The 20,572-nt window shown below is 72.3% G+C and carries 18 protein-coding genes; 6 read left to right on the top strand and 12 right to left on the bottom strand.

Features of this window, described 5'->3' with window-relative positions; all coding sequences use genetic code 11:
- Window positions 1–3 precede the first annotated feature (3 nt).
- A complete protein-coding gene (locus tag I7X39_RS00370) occupies window positions 4–1,113 on the top strand; it encodes a succinylglutamate desuccinylase/aspartoacylase family protein (protein WP_198108971.1) in 1,110 nt (369 codons plus the stop codon).
- Between the two features lie 95 nt (window positions 1,114–1,208).
- Window positions 1,209–1,973: an ABC transporter ATP-binding protein gene (locus tag I7X39_RS00375; protein WP_198108972.1), complete on the top strand. Its 765-nt coding sequence runs from the start codon at window positions 1,209–1,211 to the stop codon at window positions 1,971–1,973.
- Window positions 1,974–1,976: 3 nt separating this feature from the next.
- On the opposite strand, the gene I7X39_RS00380 is transcribed toward I7X39_RS00375, so the two are convergent.
- Together I7X39_RS00380 and I7X39_RS00385 are read right to left on the bottom strand one after the other, a co-directional pair.
- Entirely contained in the window at window positions 1,977–2,171 is a 195-nt protein-coding gene (locus I7X39_RS00380; RefSeq protein ID WP_198108973.1) for a hypothetical protein, read from the bottom strand.
- A gap of 38 nt (window positions 2,172–2,209) precedes the next feature.
- Window positions 2,210–3,268 carry a questin oxidase family protein gene (locus I7X39_RS00385; protein WP_198108974.1) on the bottom strand — a complete coding sequence of 353 codons (1,059 nt, stop codon included), beginning with the start codon at window positions 3,266–3,268 and terminating at the stop codon, window positions 2,210–2,212.
- Window positions 3,269–3,366: 98 nt separating this feature from the next.
- On the opposite strand from I7X39_RS00385, the gene soxR reads away from it, so the two are divergent.
- Entirely contained in the window at window positions 3,367–3,843 is a 477-nt protein-coding gene (gene soxR, locus I7X39_RS00390; RefSeq protein ID WP_198108975.1) for a redox-sensitive transcriptional activator SoxR, read from the top strand.
- Here the strand turns inward: soxR and I7X39_RS00395 are convergent.
- From I7X39_RS00395 to I7X39_RS00410, 4 genes are read right to left on the bottom strand one after another with little or no spacing between them, the layout of a single operon-like run.
- Window positions 3,824–4,345 carry a disulfide bond formation protein B gene (locus tag I7X39_RS00395; protein ID WP_198108976.1) on the bottom strand — a complete coding sequence of 174 codons (522 nt, stop codon included), beginning with the start codon at window positions 4,343–4,345 and terminating at the stop codon, window positions 3,824–3,826. The two genes, soxR and I7X39_RS00395, sit on opposite strands and share 20 nt — an antisense overlap.
- Window positions 4,345–4,815: a RidA family protein gene (locus I7X39_RS00400; RefSeq protein WP_198108977.1), complete on the bottom strand. Its 471-nt coding sequence runs from the start codon at window positions 4,813–4,815 to the stop codon at window positions 4,345–4,347. Before I7X39_RS00400 ends, I7X39_RS00395 begins: the two co-directional genes overlap by 1 nt.
- A gap of 40 nt (window positions 4,816–4,855) precedes the next feature.
- Entirely contained in the window at window positions 4,856–5,836 is a 981-nt protein-coding gene (locus I7X39_RS00405; RefSeq protein ID WP_198108978.1) for an NADPH:quinone reductase, read from the bottom strand.
- Window positions 5,833–6,258: a nuclear transport factor 2 family protein gene (locus tag I7X39_RS00410; RefSeq protein WP_198108979.1), complete on the bottom strand. Its 426-nt coding sequence runs from the start codon at window positions 6,256–6,258 to the stop codon at window positions 5,833–5,835. The genes I7X39_RS00405 and I7X39_RS00410 overlap by 4 nt, the downstream gene beginning before the upstream one ends.
- Before the next feature lie 102 nt (window positions 6,259–6,360).
- Between I7X39_RS00410 and I7X39_RS00415 the strand changes: the two genes are divergently transcribed.
- Window positions 6,361–6,723, top strand: a complete 363-nt coding sequence (locus I7X39_RS00415) for a winged helix-turn-helix transcriptional regulator (RefSeq protein WP_198108980.1) — start codon at window positions 6,361–6,363, stop codon at window positions 6,721–6,723.
- Window positions 6,720–9,095, top strand: a complete 2,376-nt coding sequence (locus I7X39_RS00420) for a DNA internalization-related competence protein ComEC/Rec2 (RefSeq protein ID WP_198108981.1) — start codon at window positions 6,720–6,722, stop codon at window positions 9,093–9,095. The genes I7X39_RS00415 and I7X39_RS00420 overlap by 4 nt, the downstream gene beginning before the upstream one ends.
- Here I7X39_RS00420 and I7X39_RS00425 read toward each other — a convergent pair.
- Entirely contained in the window at window positions 9,044–11,119 is a 2,076-nt protein-coding gene (locus tag I7X39_RS00425; RefSeq protein ID WP_198108982.1) for a S9 family peptidase, read from the bottom strand. The two genes, I7X39_RS00420 and I7X39_RS00425, sit on opposite strands and share 52 nt — an antisense overlap.
- Window positions 11,120–11,143: 24 nt before the next feature.
- Complete coding sequence (locus I7X39_RS00430) at window positions 11,144–12,526, bottom strand: LuxR C-terminal-related transcriptional regulator (RefSeq protein ID WP_198108983.1); 1,383 nt, start codon at window positions 12,524–12,526, stop codon at window positions 11,144–11,146.
- Window positions 12,527–12,632: 106 nt separating this feature from the next.
- Here I7X39_RS00430 and I7X39_RS00435 point away from each other — a divergent pair, with 106 nt between their 5' ends.
- Window positions 12,633–13,733, top strand: a complete 1,101-nt coding sequence (locus I7X39_RS00435; RefSeq protein ID WP_198108984.1) for a phosphotransferase — start codon at window positions 12,633–12,635, stop codon at window positions 13,731–13,733.
- 12 nt (window positions 13,734–13,745) lie between these two features.
- On the opposite strand, the gene I7X39_RS00440 is transcribed toward I7X39_RS00435, so the two are convergent.
- Genes I7X39_RS00440 through I7X39_RS00455 form a run of 4 tightly spaced genes read right to left on the bottom strand, consistent with a single transcriptional unit; the run spans window position 13,746 to window position 20,559 of the window.
- Window positions 13,746–15,836, bottom strand: coding sequence for a TonB-dependent receptor plug domain-containing protein (locus I7X39_RS00440; RefSeq protein ID WP_198108985.1), 2,091 nt, complete (start codon window positions 15,834–15,836; stop codon window positions 13,746–13,748).
- Window positions 15,837–17,894, bottom strand: a complete 2,058-nt coding sequence (locus I7X39_RS00445) for a TonB-dependent receptor plug domain-containing protein (protein ID WP_198108986.1) — start codon at window positions 17,892–17,894, stop codon at window positions 15,837–15,839.
- Window positions 17,894–19,573, bottom strand: coding sequence for a sensor histidine kinase (locus tag I7X39_RS00450; RefSeq protein WP_198108987.1), 1,680 nt, complete (start codon window positions 19,571–19,573; stop codon window positions 17,894–17,896). The genes I7X39_RS00445 and I7X39_RS00450 overlap by 1 nt, the downstream gene beginning before the upstream one ends.
- Window positions 19,570–20,559, bottom strand: coding sequence for an ABC transporter substrate binding protein (locus tag I7X39_RS00455; protein ID WP_198108988.1), 990 nt, complete (start codon window positions 20,557–20,559; stop codon window positions 19,570–19,572). Before I7X39_RS00455 ends, I7X39_RS00450 begins: the two co-directional genes overlap by 4 nt.
- Between the last annotated feature and the right edge of the window lie 13 nt (window positions 20,560–20,572).

The raw sequence follows: 20,572 nt of genomic DNA on the forward strand, positions 1-20,572 counted from the left end.
CCGATGCGCCTCCAAGAACACCCGCTGCACGGCAGCGCCAGCGGCACCCGTCGCGCCGTCACCTCCTTCCACTACGGTCAGGGCCCGCGCCGTGCGCTGCTGCAGGCCAGCCTGCACGCCGACGAAGTGCCCGCCATGCTGGTGGCCCAGCACCTGCGCCGCCGCCTGGCCGAGCTGGAGCAGCAGGGCCGGCTGCAGGGTGAGATCGTGCTGCTGCCCGCCTGCAACCCGCTCGGCCTGGCCCAGCAGATCTGGGGTCGGCACCAGGGCCGCTTCGAGCTGGACAGCGGTCACAACTTCAACCGCCATTACCCCGATCTCGTCGACGAGGCGCTGCAGCGCACCGCCGGCCGCCTGGGGGCCGATGCCCAGGCCAACACCGCGCTGTTGCGCCAGGCCATGCAGCAGGCCCTGGCCGAGCGCCGCCCGCAGACCGAGCTGCAATCGCTGCGTCAGATCCTGCTCGGCCTGGCGCTGGGTGCCGAGGTGGTGCTGGACCTGCATTGCGACAACGAGGGCGTGATGCACCTCTACAGCACCCCGCAGCAGGCCGAACAGACCGCCCAGCTGGGCCAATGCCTGCAGGCGCGCCTGGCCCTGCTGGCCAACGAGAGCGGCGACGCTCCCTTCGACGAGGCCTGCTCCGGCCCTTGGCTGCGCCTGCAGCAGGCGCTGGCGGACCGCCACCCCGTGGCGCTGGGCTGCTATGCGGCCACGGTGGAGCACCGCGGTGTCTGCGACGTGCGCCACGAACTGGCGGCGCAGGATGCCGAGGGCCTGCTGCAGTTCCTCGGCCTGCAGGGTTTCATCAGCGGCATGGCTGCGCCGGCGCCCTGGGATTGCTCGCTGCGCCCGCTGGCCGGCTCCATGCCCATCAGCACGCCGCATGCCGGCGTGCTCGTCTATCACGCCGAGCTGGGCGCCGAGTTGCGGGTGGGCGACTTGATCGCCGAGCTCATCGAGCCTGTGAGCGGAGAATCCACGCCCTTGCGCAGCCCGGTGGACGGGCTGCATTACGCACGCGAGCAGCAGCGCTGGGTGCAGGCCGGGCAGTCCATCGCCCGCGTGGCCGGCACCGAGGCCACCCGCACCGGCAAATTGCTTTCAGCCTGAACAATGCCCCCAGTCTCCCTTTGGTCGCCACCCCCCAAGGCGGTGCTCGCGGCCTCGGGAACGGCCCTTCGCCCGCGACTCTATTGGATTCATTTATGCAAAGCCTGACCGTCGAAGACCTGCACAAGAAGTACGGCGACCGCGAGGTCCTCAAAGGCGTCTCGCTGGCCGCCAAGCCGGGCGATGTGATCACCCTGATCGGCTCCAGCGGCTCGGGCAAGAGCACCTTCCTGCGCTGCATCAACCTGCTCGAGCAGCCCCACCAGGGCAAGCTGAAGCTGGGCACGGAGGAACTGCAGCTGGTGCCCGACCGCGACGGCAGCCTCAAGGCCAAGGACGCCAAGCAGCTGCAGCGCTGGCGCGCCCGCCTGGCCATGGTGTTCCAGAACTTCAACCTCTGGGCGCACCGCACCGTGCTGGAAAACGTCATCGAGGCGCCGGTGCATGTGCTCGGCCAACCCAAGGACCAGGCCATCGCCAAGGCGGAAAGCCTGCTGGCCCGCGTGGGCGTGTCGCACCGCAAGGACGTTTACCCGGCGCAGCTTTCGGGCGGCGAGCAACAGCGCGTGGCGATTGCCCGCGCGCTGGCCGTTGAGCCCGAGCTGATGCTGTTCGACGAACCCACCTCGGCCTTGGACCCCGAGCTGGTGGGCGAAGTGCTGAAGGTGATGAAGGACCTGGCCGCTGAGGGCCGCACCATGATCGTGGTGACGCACGAGATGGGCTTTGCGCGCGAAGTCAGCAACCACACCCTGTTCCTGCACCAGGGCAAGGTGATCGAGGAAGGCCACCCCAAGGACATCCTCGTCAATCCGACGAGCGAGCGCCTGAAGGCCTTCCTCAGCGGCGGTCTGAAGTAAGTCTCAGGACTTCCCGCCCAGCAGCCGCGCCGGCAGGAAGAGCAGGGCGCGCAGGGCGGCGAACAGGGCTTCCACGCTCAGGCCAATCAGCCGGAAGGGCAGGCTGAGCAGCCAGACGATGGGCCAGAGCACCAGCGCCAGCAGGGCTAGCGGCCAGCAGAGCACGAAGAGCAGCAGCCAGAGCAGGAACTTGAGCATGGCCGCAGCCTACGCCGGGGTGGCGGGTGTGCGGGACGTCATGCAGGGCTGAGCTGGGCCTGCAGGGCGCGCCGTGCGGCCTGGGCCCACACGCTGGGCTGCTGCGGCGGCATGGGCAGCCGGCCGGCCGCCGGCGCCGGCAGCGCCCACTCGGCGCAGGCATGCACGAGCTTGATCACATGCTCGTCGTCCTGGGTGGCGGCGGCTTCGAAGTAGAGCGGCCAATCAGTCGACTCAGCGGACTCGGTTTCGGGTGCGGCCGGCTCACCCGTCCAGCGGCTGGCCAGCAGGGCGGCGGCGGCATCGATGGCGAAGCGCCGCACCACCTCTTTCGGGCGGGCCACATAGGGCAGCAGAACGCGCAGGGCGCGGCTGCCCGTCACCCCATGCAGCAGGGTGAAGTTGCCACTCGCCGCATAGGCGCGGGCCAGCCACTCGGCCAGCTGGCGCAGGCCATCGGCCGGGGCCTGCAATTGCAGGCGGGCGGCAAGCTGGGCAAAGCCTGGTGTGGCGGCCCAGGCCTGCATGCGGGCGTCGATCAACCCGGCAGGCGGCGTCGTGGGGGCGGGCAGGGCGCGGATGGCGGCGAGCCAATCCTGCAGCATCAGATCGGGCGTCGGCAGCGGCTGGCGCCACAAGGGCACGTGCTGGCTGGCCCACAGGCCCAGGGCGAGTGCGAGTTCGCCGCCGTGGCCGCTCTGCCAGGCGTGGGCGGTGCGGATCAGCAGGTGGAAGGCCATCGAGGCGCCGCCGTCCAGCAGTTCGGGCAGCGTGGCCTGCAGCAGGGTCTCGGCGGGCTGCCGGCTCAGTTCGGCATCGAAATGCGCCACCAGGGCGGGCAGGGCTTCGGCGCGGCCGCGCAGTGCGCGCCAATCGGGCAGCAGGGCCGGCGCGGGCCAGGGCAGCACCAGGGGCTCGAGTTCGCGAACCTGGGCTTCGCTGAAGGCCTGCAAGCGTTCGACCGGCGCCCCCATGGCCCAGAGCGCATGCTGGGCCATCGGCAGGTGCGAGACCAGACGACCCTGGTAGAGCGGATGCCAGGCGGCGCGGCCGGCGCTGAGCAGCGGGTGCAGGGGGTGCGGGGCGTTGAGCGGCATGGTGTGTGCAAGTGGCTGTTGACGGCGTGCACTCTGCAAGCTCAAGTGAACTTCAAGTCAAGCGCAAAATGCCAGTGCAGCCACACAAGGAGTGCAGCATGCAAGACGGTGAGGGCGCCAGCTGGCTGGCGATTGGCGAGATGGCGCAGCGCGCCGGCCTGGCGGCGAGCGCCTTGCGCTACTACGAGCAGCAGGGCCTGATCAGCGGTGGGCGCAGTGCCGGCGGGCGGCGCCAATACCCGCGCCATGTGCTGCGCCGGCTGGCCTTCATCCGCGCCGCACAGCTGATGGGGCTGACGCTGCCCGAGATCCGCGCCGCCCTGGCCAGCCTGCCGGAGGGCCGCACGCCCACCAAGGCCGATTGGGAAAAGCTCTCGCGCGCCTGGCTGCCGCTGATCGAGGCGCGCATCGCCGAGCTGCAGCGCCTGCATGACAAGCTGACCGGCTGCATCGGCTGCGGCTGCCTGTCGCTCAAGGCCTGCAAGCTCTACAACCCCGAAGACGGGGCGGCGTCCAAGGGGCAGGGGGCGCGCTACCTGCTCGGCGACGCGCCCGTCACTTCGTCGGGCGCTTGAGCATCCAGGCCAGGCCGATCGCCAGGCAGAGCGCGAACAGCAGTCCGCTCCAGATCTCGTAGGGCAGACCGAGCAGGCGGTAGGCGCCGGCTTCGTTGCAGTTGGCGGTGATCATGAACACCGCCGGAAAGCGCTCTTCCAGATCGAAGAACTGGATGATGCGGTCCGCCGCGCCCATGGCGCAGCTCTCGGACTGCGCCGCCACCTCATGCTGGTAGGTGGCCGCCACCAGGCCGGAAACCGAGAGCAGCACCAGCGGCACCGCCACCAGCCGCACCGCCAGTTCGCGCACCGGGCTGCGCAGCAGCAGGGCCAGGCCGCCGCCCAGCAGGCAAACGGCCGAGATGACGATGAAGAGGGCGCGCTGCAGGATGCACCAGGGGCAGGGCTTGACGCCGTAGACATGCTGCGCCACCAGCGCGCCGCCCACCGCGGCCAGGCAGGCCAGGCCGAGCAGGACGAGCAGGCGCGGGTGGTGGTTCAGCCAGCGCACAGCGGCCATCAGGCCAGCTCCGCGATCATGTCGATTTCGACGCAGGCGCCCATGGGCAGCTGCGCCACGCCATAAGCGGCGCGGGCGTGGGCACCGATCTCGGGGCCGAAGATCTGGCCGATGAGCTCCGAGCAGCCGTTGGTGACCAGGTGGTGCTCGGTGTAGTCGGGCGTCGAATTCACCAGGCTCATCAGCTTGACGATGCGCTTGACGCGGCCGAGGTTGCCGCCGCAGGCGGCCTGCAGCGTGCCCATCAGGTCGATGGCCACCGCGCGCGCGGCCAGCTGACCGGTGGCGGTGTCCATGTCCTTGCCCAGCTGACCGGCCCAGGCCTTGCCGTCCTTCTTGGCGATGTGGCCGGAGAGGAAGACCATGTTGCCGCTGCGCACGAAGGGCACATAAGCGGCGGCGGGGATGGCGACCGGGGGCAGGGTGATGCCGAGTTCGGCAAGGCGATCGGCGATGGCTTGGGCGGGCATGGCAGGTCCTCGAACGGGGAAACAGGAAGCGGCCGGCATCCTAATCCGCCAGACTCAGCACGACCTGGCCACTGCCCAGGCCCTGTTCCACGGCCTCGTGAGCAGTAGCGATCTGGTCCAGTCTGAAGCGCTGCGGTGGCAGGTGGCGCAGCGCGCCGCTCTCCAACGCGGCATGGATCTCGCCCATCGCGCGCCGGCGCCGCGCCGCTTCCAGCTCGTAGACAATGAAGAAGCGCAGGCTCAGGCCATGCACCAGGTAGTCGGCCAGGGGCAGCGGGCGCTGCCAGTCGTCCGAACCCACCACGCAGACCTCGCCCCCGCGCGCCAGCAGGGCCGGGTACTGGGGGGCGTTGGCGGCCAGATTGATTTCGATGATGCGGTCCACACCGCGCCCGGCGGTGAGCGCGCGCACGCGTTCGGCCAGGTCCTCGTGGCGGTAGTCGAGCACCGCGTCGGCGCCGGCCCAGCGGGCCAGCTCGGCCTTGGCCGGGCTGCTGACCGTGCTCAGCACCCGCGCCCCGGCGGCGCGCGCCAGCTGGATCGCCGCCTGGCCCACCGCGCCCGCGCCGCCCTGCACCAGCACGGTGTGGCCGGCCAGGGGCGTGGGGCCGCCGTGCACGGCCTCCCAGGCCGTCAGCGCCGGAATGCCCAGGCAGGCGCCGACTTCGAAGTCAACGGCCTCTGGCAAGGGGTGCACCAGGGCTTCGGGCAGCACCACGAACTCGGCCGCGCTGCCCAGCTCGCGCTGCCACTGCGCATTGCAGAACCAGACTCGCTGGCCGGCGCGCAGGCCCGGCACCCCGGGTCCGGTGGCGTCCACCACGCCGGCGCCATCGCTGTGGGGCACGATGAAACCGCCCGGCAGGGCCCGGCGTGCGCGCGACTTCACGTCCGACGGGTTGACGCCCGAGGCGCGCACGCGGATGCGCAGCTCGCCCGGGCCGGGTTCGGGCAACGGCAGCTTGCAGGGCTCCAGCACCTCGCGCGCCGGGCCGGGTCGGGTGTAGCGCATGGCCTTCATTGGCGCGGCTCCCAGAGCACGTTGACGATCTGCCAGCGCCCCGGCTCGGTTTCGCTCAGCTGCAGGTAGTCGATCCATTGCTCGGCATCCACGCGCAGGCTGGCCGCGCCGCGGAAGACATCCAGCACCTTGACCTCGCGGCGCGCCGCCTCGGGCTGCTGGCCGGCGCGGCTGCGCGTGGCCTGCACCAGGCCGAGCGCGCCGATGTGCTCGACGCGGCGACGCCCATCGGGCAGGCGCTTGAGCACCCGCTTGGCCAGGTCGGGATGCAGCGCGCGCTCCATGCGGGCGGCGTCGCCGGAGTACCAGCCCTCGATGTAGTCGAGCGCGGTGGCGACGAGTGGGGCATGGGCCGGGTCGGCAAAGGCGGTGGAGGCGCTTGCCAGCAGGGGGCTGGCGGCTAGCATCTGGCGGCGTTTCATGGCGTCGGAAGCGATGGAAGTGACGAGGGGTGCGAGCCTCCCACGCGCCGCCCTTGCTGTGAAGTACGCAGTTTTTTGTGCCTAGGTTCCCTGCAAGTCACCATGCCCAAGCCCCCTGCCGCCCCGCCCACCGACCTGGCCTGGAAGTCCTGCGCGGTCTCCACCGCGCTGGAAGTCATGGGCGGGCGCTGGAAGGCGGTGATCCTGTTCTACCTGCTCGGCGGCACGCGCCGCTTCAGCGAGATCCAGCGCTACCTGCCCGGTGTCAGCCAGCGCGTGCTGACGCAGCAGCTGCGCGAGCTGGAGGCCGACGGCGTGCTGCACCGCGAGGCCTACCCGGAGGTGCCGCCGCGGGTCGAGTACTCGCTCACCGAGTTCGGCCGCAGCCTGCGCGAACCCCTGCTGGCGCTGCGCGACTGGGGTGAGCGGCACCGCCAGCAGGTGGCCGCCCTGCGTCAGCCTTGAAAGCTCCGGCCTGGCAGCCCGGCGCCGCGCTGGCCCTGCTGCTGGGCCTGCTGGGTGGGCTGGCGGGTCTGCAGTTCCTGCCGCGCCTGTTGCTGCCGGCTGAGCAGGCCGGTTTGCTGGCCGCGGCGCTCGGCCTGGGCGTTTGGGTGAGGTGGAGCCGCCCTGGCCGCACGCCCCTGCTGCTGGTGCTGGGCGTGCTGCTGGGGCTCTTGTGGGCGCAGCAGCGCGCCTGCTGGCGCCTCGCAGATGGGTTGGCCCCCGCGCACATTGGCCAGCCGGTCTGGGTGGAGGCCGAGGTGGATGGGCTGCCGCAGGCCCTGGCCGGCTACGGCGGCGTGGGCGGCTGGCGCCTGCCGCTGCGGCTGCTGGAGCGGCCCGATGGCGTGCCCGAGCAGGTCTCGGTGAGCTGGTTCCCTGGCGCGGGGCGCGAGCAGGCGCCGCGGGCGGGTGAGCGCTGGCGTCTGCAGCTGCGCCTCAAGCCGGTGCACGCCCTGCAGAACCCCGGCCTGCCGGACACCGAACTGTGGTTGCTGGAGCGCGGCGTGCGCGCGCAGGGCTCAGTGCGGGCCGGCGAACGCCTGGCAGCGGCGAGTGCCTGGAACCTGGCCGCCGCCCGCGAGCGCATCCGCGCGGCCATCCAGGCGCGTGTGAGCGAGCCGCGCGCCCGTGCCGTGCTGGCTGGCTTGGCCATTGGCGACCAAGGCGGTATCGCCGCCGGCGACTGGGCCCTGCTGCGCGACACCGGCGTAGTTCACCTCTTTGCCGTATCGGGGTTGCATATCACCTGGTTCGCCTGGCTGGCGGCCGCCGGGGTGCATGGGCTGTGGCGGCGCAGCGCCTGGCTGTGCACACGCTGGCCCGCACCGGCCGCGGCGCGCTGGCTGGGCCTGGCGGCGGCGCTGGGCTATGCGCTGCTGGCGGGCTGGGGCGTGCCGGCGCAGCGCACCGTGGGCCTGCTGGCCGTGCTGGTGCTGCTGCAAAGCAGCGCGCGCATCTGGCCCTGGGCGCTGGCGCTGAGCCTGGCCGGCGCGGTGGTGGGCCTGGCCGACCCCTGGGCGCTGGTGACGCCGGGCTTCTGGCTCAGCTTTGCCGCCGTGGCCCTGCTGATGCAGGCGGCCCCCGCCGAGGACGAGGCCGCCGCGGGCTGGCGGCGCCTGCCGCAGCTGGCCTGGCAGGGCCTGCGCGTGCAGCTGTTGGCCAGCGCCGGCCTGGCGCCGCTCACTCTGATCTTCTTCGGGCAGGTCTCGCTGGTCGGCCTGCTCACCAATCTGGTGGCCGTGCCCCTGGTGACTTCCGTGCTGGTGCCGCTGGCCCTGGGAGGCTTGCTGCTGGCGCCGCTGTGGCAGCTGGGCACCTGGGGCGTGCAGGCCCTGTTCGCCGGGCTGGAACTGGCCCAGCGCTTGCCCGGCGCGGTGTGGTGGGCGGCGCAGGCGCCCTGGTTCATCGAGGCCCTGGCCCTGCTGGGCGTGGCGCTAGCCCTGCTGCGCCTGCCGCGCGCCGTGCGCGCCCTGGGGCTGGCGCTGCTGCTGCCGCTGCTCTTGTGGACGCCGGCGCGGCCCGCGCCCGGCCGCTTCGCGCTCACGGTCATCGACGTCGGCCAGGGCAGCGCCGCCTGGGTGCAGACCGCCGGCCACGCGCTGCTGTTCGACGCCGGCCCACGCTGGGGCGGCGACAGCGACGCCGGCGCGCGGGTGGTGCTGCCCCTGCTGCGCGCCGCCGGCGTGAACCACCTGGACGCGCTCGTCATCAGCCACGACGACGCCGACCACAGCGGCGGCGGTGCGAGCGTGCTGGCCAGCCTGCCGGTGGCCGCGCGCTGGGGCTCGCTGCCGCCGCAGCATGCGCTGCAGCCGGTGCAGCCCTGCCGCGCCGGCCTGGCCTGGGAGTGGGAGGGCGTGCGCTTCGAGTGGCTGCACCCCGGCGGGCCGGGCGAGGCCGCGGCGCGCGACAACGCGCGGTCCTGCGTGCTGCGCGTGCAGGACGCCGCCGGCCAGGCCCTGCTGCTGACGGCCGACATCGAGGCCGCCCAGGAGCGCGAGCTGCTGCAGCGCGCGGCGCCGCTGCGCGCCACCGTGCTGCTGCTGCCCCACCATGGCAGCAAGAGCAGCAGCAGCGCGGAGTTCCTGGCCGCCGTGCAGCCGCAGCTGGCCTTTGCCCAGGCCGGCTTCATGAACCGCCACGGCCACCCGGCCGCGCCGGTGCGCGAACGCCTGGCCGTGGCCGGGGTGCCGCTGCTGACCAGTGCGGAGTGCGGCGCCTGGCAGTGGCTCAGCAGCCAGCCGCCCGGATCGCAGGCTTGCTGGCGGCTGCAGCGGCGCCGCTACTGGCTGACGGCGGCACCGGCTGGTGCGCTGGACGACGAACCCGACTGAAGGTGCCGGGCCAGAAAGGCCTCGATCTTGAGCGCCATGTCCACCCGGTTCTCCAGCTTGCGCCAGCCATGGGCCTCGCCCTCGTAGACCACCCACTCGGGCTCGTGGCCGGCCTTCTTCATGGCGCTGCGCAGGCGCTGGCCGTGCTCGATCGGCACGCGCCGGTCGTGGCTGCCCCAGATCAGCTGCAGCGGCGCGCGGATTCGGTGCGCCTGCTCCACCGGAGAGTGCGCCAGCAGCATGGCGCGGTCGCGCTCGGCATGGCCCACGCGCTCGGGCAGGCCGTGGCGGCGGCCCACCTCACTGATGTCGTCGCTGACGAACCAGCCGCCTTCCAGATAGAGCATCAGATCGGCCACCGCCACCCAGGCCGAGCCGCAGCGGTACAGCTCGGGGTGGCGGATCAGACCCATGAGGGTGCTGTAGCCGCCATAGCTGCCGCCCAGGATGCAGGCCTGGTCGCTGGCCAGGCCCTGCTTCTGGGCCCAGAGCAGGGCGTCGGCCACATCGTCCTGCATGGCCTGCCCCCATTGCTTGTTGCCGGCCTGCAGGTGCGCGGCGCCGTAGCCGTCGCTGCCGCGGAACTCGGGCTCGATGACCAGGTAGCCCCGTGAAGCCAGGAACTGGGCCATCGGGTCCCAACGCCAATGGCCGTGGCGCACCCAGGGCCCGCCATGCACCAGCAGCAGGGCCGGGCGCGGCTGGCCGGGTTGAACATCGGCCGGCTTGGTCAGCCAGACCGGCAGATTACGGCCGTCGCGGGCCTTGATGCGCACCAGGTCCAGCGTGGCCATCTGCTTGGGCTCGATGCCGGGCTGCTGGCTGCTGATGAGCTGCCAGCGCGCACCGGCGGGTGCGGCCTTGCGCCAGAGCAGCAGCTGGCCGGGCTGCCGGTCGGACCAGGAATGCACCACCATCACCGCGTCGTCGGCGCCGCAGCGGCGGCAGCTGATGCGATTGCTCCGCCCCGGCAGGGCTTCGTCGGCCAGGACTTGCAGGGCCTTGCGGGCCGGGTCCAGCCAGATCGTCTGCTCGGCATCGGTGTCGATACGGATGCCCAGCAGACGCGCGCCCTGGGCGTCACCCAGCAGCTCGCCCCGGAAGTCGAAGCCCGGGGCATCGACCAGGGTCTTGGCGGGTGCCAGGCGCGTGAAATCGAACGCCGCCACCTGCGTCTCACCGGCCGGCCCGCCCTGGTGCGTCACGTAGAGCTGCTGGCCCTGGCCCACCCAGGCCGGGTGGTAGGGCAGTTTGTAGATCGGCGCCTCCACCAACTGCTGCCAGCGGCCGGGTTCGCCCTCCTTCGGCGCATGGAACCAGTGCAGCCGGTCCTTGCCCTGGTGCCGGCTCAGCGCCGCGCGCGGCTGGCCCTGCGGGGTGAACCACCACTGCAGCACGCCGGGCGGGGTGCCGATCAGGTCCATGTCGCGCACGCGGCCGGTGCGGGTGTTGAGCCAGCGCGGCGTCACGCTGCGCAGGTCCTTGCCGTCAAAGTCCAGCTCACCCACCACCACCTCGTCGGCCCGCGCGCCGGCGGCATCCTCGGCGGCGGCCGGCACCAGCAGCAGCTGGTGGTTCCAGGGCAAGGTGTTCACGCGCTCGGCGGTGGTGACGAAGCCGCGGCCATGGCGCTCCACCAGGGTGCGCAGCTCCTTGCCATCGAAGCGCGCCGCGAACAGGCCCGGCGCCACGCGGTAGTCCTCGCCCAGGCCGGCCTGCAGATCGACGACGCTAAAGATCAAGCGCTCATCGTCCACCCAGTTGAACTCGCGGATGTCGGCGTCCTGAAACAGCGCGGCGCGGCTGGGTTGGAAGTCGGTGGCCTGCAAGTCGATGACAAACAGGCCGACGCGGCCGCGCACCTCGGTGCTGATGGCCAGCCGGCGCCCGCTGGGCGAGAGGCGCTGCTCGCGCACCGCCGGGGGTTTGAAGAAGAGCTCGGCGGCCGGGGGCTCGGGCGTGCCGGCCAGGGATGGCAGCGCGCAGGCCAGCGCCAGGGCGCCAGCCGCAAGGGTGCGGAACATGGGAGGGTCCTCTCTGTGTTGTTGTCAGGAACTCTGCAGCTGGCGGGCACGCAGCACGGCCTGGTCGCGGCTGCCCAGGGCCAGCTTGGCGTACAGGCGGTTGATATGGGTCTTGACGGTGGCCAGGGACAGATGCAGCTGGTGGGCGATCTGCTCGTTGCTGAGCTGCTGGCCGATGAGCTGCAGCACCTGCCATTCACGCGCCGTCAGGTCCGCCGGCGGCGGGCGGCGGGCGGGCGGTGCTTGCGGGCCGAGCAGGCGCTCGATGAGGGGCTGCAGGCCGGCCAGCAGGGCGGGCGGGGTGGCGGGCAGGCGCTGCAAGCTGCGCAGCAAGGGCAGGGCCGGGCCGGCCAGCCAGAACAGGTCCAGCACCTCGGCGGCCGGGTGCTGCAGCCACGCTTGCAGGGAATCCGCATCGGCCGTGGCCAGGGCCTGCACCAGGGCCAGGCGTTGTTCCAGCCTTTGCAGCTGGCGTGCGGCCAGGGTGCTGCGCAGCGCCTGCAGCTCCGGCAGGGCCTGGCCCTGCCGCAGGCGGTGGCCGGCGGCCAGTACCTGGGCCTGCAGGCCGTAGAGGTCGTCGGCGGGTTCCCAGGGCGGCAAACCCCGGCCCTGGCTGCTTTCCAGCCAGGCCAGCTCCAGCCGCCATTTGCGCGGCAGGTAGCGCAGCAGGGCGGTCTGGCGCAGGGCCAGCAGCTGGGTGCTCAGGCCCTCGCGGGGGCCATCCACCAGGGTGCGCAGGGCCGCCAGGGCCTGGCTGGCAAAGCCCTGGCCGGGCGGGGCGGGCTGCGGGCCCTGGCTCAACGCCAGGCGCCAGGCCAGGCGCTGCAGCGAGTCCCAGGCGGGCAGGCCGGCGACCTCGGGGCATTGCGCCACCAGGGCCTGGGCGTGCGCCAGGGCCGCGGCGCGGGGTTCGGGCTGGCCCAGCTCGTCAGCGCAGCGCGCCAGCAGGTGCAGGGCGTCGAGTTGCAGCAGGGGCAGGTGGTCGCGATGGGCTTCACGCAGCAGCTGCTGCACCAGGGGCAGGGCGCGTGCGGGGTGGCCGCATTCGAGCCAGGCGAAGCCAAGCGCGAAGCGCGCGTGCAGGCACAGCGGGTGCTGGGGGTCGCGCGCCTGAAGGGTGTCGAGGGCCTGCTGGGCATGGCGCAGGGCGTCGGCCGGCACGTCGTACATCTGGGCGCAGCGCGCCTCCACCAGGTGCTGCAGCGCGGCGTCGTCCAGCGGGGCGCTGCGGCCCAGGCGCTCGGCCTCGTGCGGCAGGCGTTCGGCTTCCAGCAGCCACAGGCGCTGCAGGGCCTGCTGATCGGGCGGTGCCAGCCCGAGCGGCGCGCCCGCGCGCAGCGCGTCGCCCAAGGCGGCGCGGCCGGCTTGCCACAGGCGGGCCCAGGCGGAGGTGTCCAGGGTGGGCAAGATGGAGTGGGGTGGAAAGTGCTGGGCGCGATTCAACCCCGAGGGTGGACGCGCGCAGGGGCCGAAGTTTTCAGAATTCTCCCGTGCCCGACTTTCCGATTTCGCCGTGACCCTTCTTGACGAACAACGCCAGGCCGCCCAGCTGGCCTTTGCCGCCAGCGGCGCCGATCTGCGCGTGGGCGACCCCGCCGCGCTGCCCTGGCCCTGGCCGGCGCTGCGCGCTGGCCAGGGCCTGCAGGTGCGGCAGCACATCGATTCCGGCCTGAGCGCCACGATCGAATGCGTCGAGGCCGCTGGCCGCCTCTGGTGCGTCAAGCGCGCGCGGCCGCAAGCGCGGGTGCGCAACGTCGATGGCCAGACCAGCTTCCTGAACGAGGTGCAGCGCCGCGCCGACATCGAGGCGCTGAAGCGCCGTGACCCCGGACGCTGGGGCGCGCTGGTGGACACCGTTTATGCCGACTACCGCGCCGGCCTGATCGTCTCGCCCTGGATCGCGGGCGGTGCGGTGCGTGAGTGGGACGCGCGCACGCTCGGCCAGCTCTTCGAGGCGGCCTGCGCGCTTTGGCTCGAAGGGCTGTTCGAGTGGGATCTGTGCGCCGGCAACCTGCTCGACGACGGCCGCCAGCTGCGCCTGTTCGACTTCGGCTACTGCTACCGCTTCGACCCGCTGCGCCAGTTCAACAGCGCCGGCCGTGGTGACGATCAGCCGCTGTTCCACCCCGCCGAGCGCTTCGAGACGCGCTGCTACAGCGCCTGCCTGCTGCAGCTGGAGCAGAGCCAGGGCCAGCCCGCTGCGCTCGCCGCCTTCCGGCGCGCCAAGGAGGCGGCGCTGCCGGCTTATGAGCGCATGCGTGCCGCGGTGGCGGCGCGCGGCGCCAGCGCGGCGGTGCTGGACTGGCTGGATGCCATCTGTGCGCGTTGGCGCGTGGCCCTGCGGGGCGAGGCCGAGGCGCTCTACCTGGCCGAGGCCTGGCGCTCGCACCGCCTGGACCTGGACGACGACCTGCGCGGCCAGAGCTGCACCCCCACCACCTTGGCGCGTGCCGACTGGCTGCTGGCCACGGCGCAGGCGCACCCGGCGGCGCTGCGCGGGGCGCTGTTCTGGGGCGAGCAGGCGCTGAGCCCGGCGGCCCTGCAGGCGCATTTGCGGGCTCTGCGGGCCGAGGCCGAGCGGTTTCAGCTTGGCCAGGGGCAAGCCCGAACCTGAGCTCGATGTTCTCTAGAACCGGTAGCCCAGCTCCAGCAGCGCGTGGCGGCGCGGCAGCGGCAGGTCGTAGGGGATGCTGCCCGGCGCCGGGCTGGGTTCACGCGCGTCGGCGTCGGCCAGGTTGTTGAGCAGCAGGCTGGCCTGCCAGCCCTGCAGCGCGCTGCGGCGCCAGTGCAGGCCCAGGTCGACCAGGGTGTAGTCGGCCAGGGCGGGGCGCGCGTCGCCGGCGGCACGGGCGCGGCCGGCGATGTGGCGGGCCTGCAGGCTGCAGGCCCAGTCGCCATTCAGCCGTGCCTCCAGCGCCAGCTTGGCCATGCGGCGCGGGGCATCGGCCGAGCGCAGGCCGGTCAGGCGATCGCGGCTGATCTGCTGCGACCAACTGGCATCCACGCGCCAGCCCGGGCCGGGCTGCCAGCGCGCCTCGGCTTCGAAGCCGTGGCCGTCCTGGGTGCCGAGGTTCTGCGTGGTGGCGCCGGAGCTCGGGTCGGCATGCGGCACCAGGCGCAGGATGTCGTGCATGCGGTAGCGGAACAGGTTCAGGCGCAGTTGCAGGCTGCGGTGGGCCTGCCAGTCGGCCGCCAGCTCGGTGGTGGCCATGCGTTCCGGCTGGGCGTCCGGGTTGCCCAGGTTCACGGGGTTGTTGATGTTGTGCAGCTCGGCAAAGCTGGGGGCGCGGAAAGCGCGGCCGTGCAGGGCCTTGACGGTGAGGTCATGGCGGGCGTCCCACACCAGGGCCAGGCGCGGGTTGGTGGTGTGGCCGAAGTCCGAATAGCGGTCGTGGCGCAGGCCGGCGGTCAGGGTCCAGTCTTGCGCCAAGCGCCATTCGTCCTGCAGGGCCAGGTAGTGCAGGTCGCGCTGCTGCGGCGTCACATAGGGGCCGCTGGTCGAGACATCCACCAGGCTCCCCAACGGCACCGGGAAGCTGCCCACGCCGGGCAGCACTTGGAAGTTGAAGTTCTTCACTTCGCGGGTGGCGTACAGGTCGCTGCGGCGCCAGCCGGCCAGCAGGCGCAGGCGGTGCTGGGCCCAGCCGGCGTAGAGCAGGCTGCCCTCCAGATCGTGCACGCGGCTGTTGCGGCCCGGGCCGCCCAGCATGCCTTCGGGGTAGAGGCCGCCGAAGGCCCCGGGGGGGAAGAGCTGGTAGAGCGAATCGACCGTGGTGTGGGTGACGCTGGCGTGCAGCTGCGCGTCCCAATCGGGCAGCCAGCCGCTGCGCTGCCAATCCAGGGCCAGCACGGCGAAGTCGGTGTCGGCCCAGTCGCGGTCGGACAGGGCCTGGGCCAGTCCCGGGCCGGAACCGATGCCGTGCCGGCGCTTCAGACTGGCCTGGGCCTGCCAGTCCTGCCAGCCCAGGCGCAGCTGCAGGTCGAGGTCGCGGTGGCGCGTGCTCATGGCGCCGGGCGCGCGCGAGGCCTGGGTGCCGAACACGCCGTCCAGCGCGGTCTGGGCGTCGGCGTGGATGGTCTCGGCCTGACCGTCGGTGCGGCCGGCGCGCAGCCAGGCCAGCCAGGACCAATCGCCGCTGCGGCCGCTGTGGCGCAGGCTGGCGGCTTGGGTGTCGAAGGCGCCGGCCTGCAAGCCGAGCTGGGTGCCGGGCTGCTCACCGGCGCGCCAGGTGGTGATGGCGACGACGCCGGCCAGCGCGTCCGCGCCATAGAGCGCCGAGCCGGGGCCGCGGATCACCTCCACCCGCGCCACCTGGTCCAGCGGCATCGAGACCCACAGCTCCTCCGGGCTGCCGAGCAGGATGCTCTGGCGCCGCACGCCGTCGATCAGGATCAGCACCTGCTGGCTGAACTCACTCTGCACGCCGCGCAGCTGGAAGCGCGGTTCGTTGATGTAGTAGGTGCGCGAGACATGCAGGCCCGGCACGCGCTGCAGCAGCTCGGTCAGGTCGGTGGCGCCGCTGGCACGGATGTCCTCGGCCGTGAACACCGTGGCCACGGCCGGCGCGCGGCGCAAGCTTTGCTTGTTGCCGGTGGCGATGCTGACGGTGGCGCTGTCGCCGTAGGCCAGGGCCAGTTCCTCGTCATCGGCGGCCAGTGCGGGGGCGCCCGCCAGCAGGGCGGCGAGGGCGCAGCTCAGCGTTCGGCGGCGTGCCATTCAAAACCTCCAGCTGCCTTCCAGCGAGACGCTGCGCGGCGCCTGCGGCAAGTCATTGACGATGCGGCCGGGCGCCAGGCTGGGCTCGCGCACATCGGCGTTGGTCAGGTTGCGCAGCACCAGGCCCAGGCTCCAGGGCTGCGGTGGGCTCCAGCGCAGGCTCAGGTCGAGCGTGCGGTAGTCGGGGATGGCGGGGCGGGTGTCACCGGCGGCGCGCAGGCGGCGGCGCACGTCGTTGAGCTGCGCGCCCAGGCGCCAGTCGGCGCCGGCCTGCCAATCAGCCACCAGATAGAGCCGCTGTTCGGGCGCGTAGCCCACGGCGGTCGCCGTCGGCAGGTCGCGGCTGCGCTGCAGGCTGGCATGGGCCTCCAGGCTCAGGCCGCGCCGGGGTTGCCAGACGAGGCTCAGCTCGCCGCCGTGGCCGCGCTGGTCGCCGGTGTTGTTGAAGGTGGTGCCGGTGCCGGCCACGGCGTTGGGCGTGGAGCGAATGATGTCGCTGAGCTTTTGCTGGTACAGGCTGGCGCGCAGCTGCAGTTCCAGCTGCAGCTGCCAGACCAGAGCCAGCTCGGTGGAGCGCAGACGCTCGGGCCGGATGTCCGGGTTGCCGCGCGCCACCGGGTTGCTGATCGAGTACTGCTCGTTGAAAGCCGGTGCGCGGAAGGCGCGGCCGTGGAGCAGCTTCAAGGTCAGGTCCTGGGCGGCATCCCACACCAGGGCCAGGCGCGGGTTGGTGGTGCTGCCGAAGTCGGAAAAGCGGTCGACGCGCAGGCCCGCCGTCAGGGTCCAGTCGCGCGCCAGCTGCCAGTCGTCCTGGGCATAGGCATAGACCACGCGGCGGCGCTGCGGGCGCAGGAAGGGGGCCGTCTCGCTCTGGTCGATGACCTCGGGCAGCGGGATGGGCAGGCCGTTGGCGGCGAACAGGAAGTTCTTGCGCTCGCGGGTGCGGTAGAGGTCCAGATCCTCGGCGCCCAGCCCCAGGCGCAGGCGGTGGCCGCTGAAGCCATTCCACTGCAGATGGCCCTGCCAGCGCCACTGGTTTTCCCAGGTCTCGGGTGCACCCTGCATGCCGTTCGGGAACACGCCGGTGGGGAAGCGCACGCCCGGGGGAAAGATCATCAGCGGCTGCTTGTAGCGCTGCTGGTAATGCAGGTAGCTGAGCTGCGAGCCGGCGCTCCAGTTGCCGAAGTCGGACTGCCAGCTCAGGTCGCCCAGCCAGCGCCGCGTGTAGTAAAGGCTGAAGGGGTCGAGCGCCTGCGACACGCCCACGCCCGTGCCGAGCTCGCGCTGCTTGTAGTTGAGGCGCGCGTGCCACTTCGCCCAGGCCAGATCCAGGTGGGCGTCGAGCGCCTCGCGTGCCAGGTTCACTGGGCCGGGTGCGAGCGAAGCGGCGGAGCCGAAGCTGCGGTCATTGAAGCTCTGGGCATCGGCCTCGATGGTGCGGCGGTGGCCGTCCTCGCGTGCCCATTGCAGGTGCCAGAGGCCCTGCACGGGGCCCAGGCCGAGCGTGTGCTGCGCCCAGGCCTCGCGCGCGCCAAAGGAGCCGGCACGCACGCCGGCCTCGCCGTTCTTCACCTCGGCGGCACTTTTGGTGATGACGTTGATGACGCCCGAGTAGGCATCGGCACCATAGAGCGCCGAACCGGGGCTGAGCATCACCTCGATGCGGGCGATATGCGCCACCGGCAGTCCGCCCCAACCATTGCCGCGGTTGCCCACCAGCAGCGTGGTCAGCGGCACGCCGTTCTGCAGCATCAGGGTCTGCGGGTTGAACTGGCTGTGCACGCCGCGCACCTGGTACAGCGGCGGGTAAGCACCGGGGCCGCGCGCCACGTGCAGGCCGGGCACGCGCTCCAGCACCTCGTCCAGATCCTTGGCGCCCATCGCGCGGATCTGCTCGGCCGTGATGACCATGGCCACCGCCGGCGCCCGGCGCAGGCTTTGCGGCGCGCCGGTGGCGATGCTGACGGTGGCGCTGTCGCCATAGGCCAGGGCCAGCTCGTCTTCCTGCGCCGCGGCGGCCGTGCCGAGCAGCGCCGCACAACAGATCCAGACTCGCATCACGCCTCCTTGCCGCTGCGTTGCGGCGCCACGCGCGGCAGGGTCAGGATGACCCGGGTGCCGGCCCCCGGCGCACTATCCACGCTGACTCGCCCACCGAGCAAGCCGTTGACCAGGGTGTGCACGATCTGCATGCCCAGGCCCGAGCCGCCCTGGCCGAACTTGGTGGTGAAGAAGGCCTCGAAGACGCGCAGGCGCACCTCCTCGTCCATGCCGTGGCCGTCGTCGGAGCAGACGATCTGCACATGGTCCTCGCCCCAGGCGTGGCATTGCACCTGCAGCACGCCGCTCGGGCGGCCGTCGAAGCCGTGCAGCCGCGCGTTCTGGGCGATGTTGGTGATGACCTGGCCGAGCGGGCCGGGGTAGCTGTCCATCTCCAGGCCGGGGTCCAGCTCGGTTTCGATGCGGTAGGGCGAGGCCTTGAACATCGGGCCCAGGCTGCCCAGGATCTCGCGCAGCACTTCGTCGGCCTTGAACTTGCGGCGCATCTCGGTGGTCTGGTCGATGGCCAGCTGCTTGAAGCCGCGAATGATGTCGGCGGCGCGCTGCACATTGCGGTGCACGAGCTCGGACGACTCCACGCCATGGTCCAGCCCGCCCTGCAGCTCGGATTTGCGCAGCTGCCCGGCCTCGAAGCGCGTGCGCAGCTGGCGCTGCTCGGCCTCCAGCGCGGTGGCGGCGATCAGGGCGTTGCCCAGCGGGGTGTTGAGCTCGTGCGCCACCCCGGCCACCAGGCTGCCCAACGAGGCCAGCTTGTCGCTCTCCACCAGCTGCTTCTGCGCTTCCTGCAGGGTGTCCAGGGCCTGCTGCAGCTCGGCATTGGTGCGTGTCAGTGAGAGGGTGCGGTCGGTGACGCGCTGCTCCAGCGTGGCGGCGTGGCGGGCCAATTCCTCGTTCTTGGTCTGCAGCTCGGCCTCGCGCTGCTCCAGCGTGGCCATCATGCGGTTGAAGACCTGGGCCATGCGCTGCAAGTCGCGCGGGCCGTGCGGGCGGGCGCGCAGGCCCGGCCCGGTGGTGCCGGCCTGGGCCATCACCTCGGCCAGTTCGCCCAGCGGCTCGGTCAGTCGCAGCGTGAGGCGGCGCAGCATCCACAGCAGCAGCAGGGCGCAGGCCAGGGCCACGGCAAAGTTCACCAGCACCAGATGGCGCGTCAACTGGGTGAGCGCCTGCTTGCTGAGCGTGATGCGCACCTGGCCCAGCAGCTCGGAGCGCGCCGCCTCGGCCTCAAAGGGGCTGGCCTCGCCCGCTTGGGTGCGCACCGGAGCTACAAAGCTCCAGGCTTCGTCGCTCTCGGCTTCCATGTAGGCGCCTTCGGGCAGGTTGAGCGGGCGCGAGGCGGCCAGCGCCGGCGCCTCGCCGCGCGCGGCGAGCAGCTCGCCACTGCCCAGCAGCAGCTCGAAGCGCAGCATGTCCGGGTAATAGAAGGCGCGCTCGATCGGCGCGGCGGCGTTGTCGGGGCTTTGTGTCAGCAGCGCCAGCTGGCTCTGCTGGGCCAGGCCGATGGCCAGGCTCAGGCCCTGCTGGCGCAGGTTCTCGCGCACGCGCAGCGAACCCTGCCAGGAGCTCAGCAGGGCCGAGAGCGCGGCGATCAGCACCACGCCCACGCCCACCGCCACCGTCAGCTGGCGGCGGAAGGTGGAGCGGCGCAGGCGCGCCAGGGGCTGCAGCAACGGGTTCATCGTTCGGGCAGCAGCAGGTCGAAGCCGCGTTGCAGCTGCGGGTTGAGGTCCAGCCCCAGATGGCTGGCGGTGCGGGTGTTCAGCGCGGCCTGCACCTCGCGCAGCGCGCGCAGGCCGCGCGGCGCGCTGGCGCTGCGGGCCAGCAGGGCAGTGGCGGTCTGGCCCAGGCTGCGGCCCAGCTCCAGGTTGTTGGGGAAGAGCGAGAACAGCGCGCCGCGCCGCACATGGGCCAGGTTGCTGGAGAAAAGGGCAACGTTGCGGTCCCAGCATTCCTGCAGCACCAGGGGCAGCACGGTGGCCTCGTCCACGGTGGCCGGGTCTTGCGGCAGCCACAGGGCGTCCTGCGCGCCCGCCTGGGCAAAGAAGTCCTGGTAGGCACGCAGCGCCTGCTTCAGGTCGTCCACTTCCAATGCGCGCAGCTCCAGCCCGAGGGCGCGTGCGGCATCCTGCGCCGGGCGCATCAACCAGCCGCTGTGGCGGCCGCTGTAGACCACGGTGACGCGGCGCACCCCCGGCAGCAGCGCGCGCAGGCGCTGCAGCAGCAGCTGCGGGTCGGGCGTCAGGCTGTGCAGGCTGGTGGCGCGCTGGTCGCCCTCGGCCGGGCTGATGATGCCGCCGCCCACGATCTCGACGCCGGCCTCCAGCGCCAGCGCTACGCGCAGGCCGGCGCGGCCCAGCGCTACCACCACGCGCGGGCGGCGCCGCTGCAGCTCGGCCGTCAGGCCGGTTTGGGCATTGGCGTCGGACTGAACCGGCACCAGCAGCTTGTCGCTGCGCACGGCCAGGCGTTCGTCAATGCCCTCGACGATCTTGCTGAACACCGAACGAAAGGGCTCGCCGATGTCCGGATAAACCACCGCCACCGCCACCGGCGCTTCGGCCGCCCAGGCCGCCCCCGTGCCCGCCGTGCCCAGCAGCAGGGCGGCGCGCAGCAGTCCGTCGCGGCGGCGCAGTCCAGAGGAGGGCGGAGGGGCGGAATTCGGCACAGGGCGGCAGCCT

It is taken from the genome of Inhella proteolytica (assembly GCF_016093275.1).
Taxonomy (GTDB): domain Bacteria; phylum Pseudomonadota; class Gammaproteobacteria; order Burkholderiales; family Burkholderiaceae_C; genus Inhella; species Inhella proteolytica.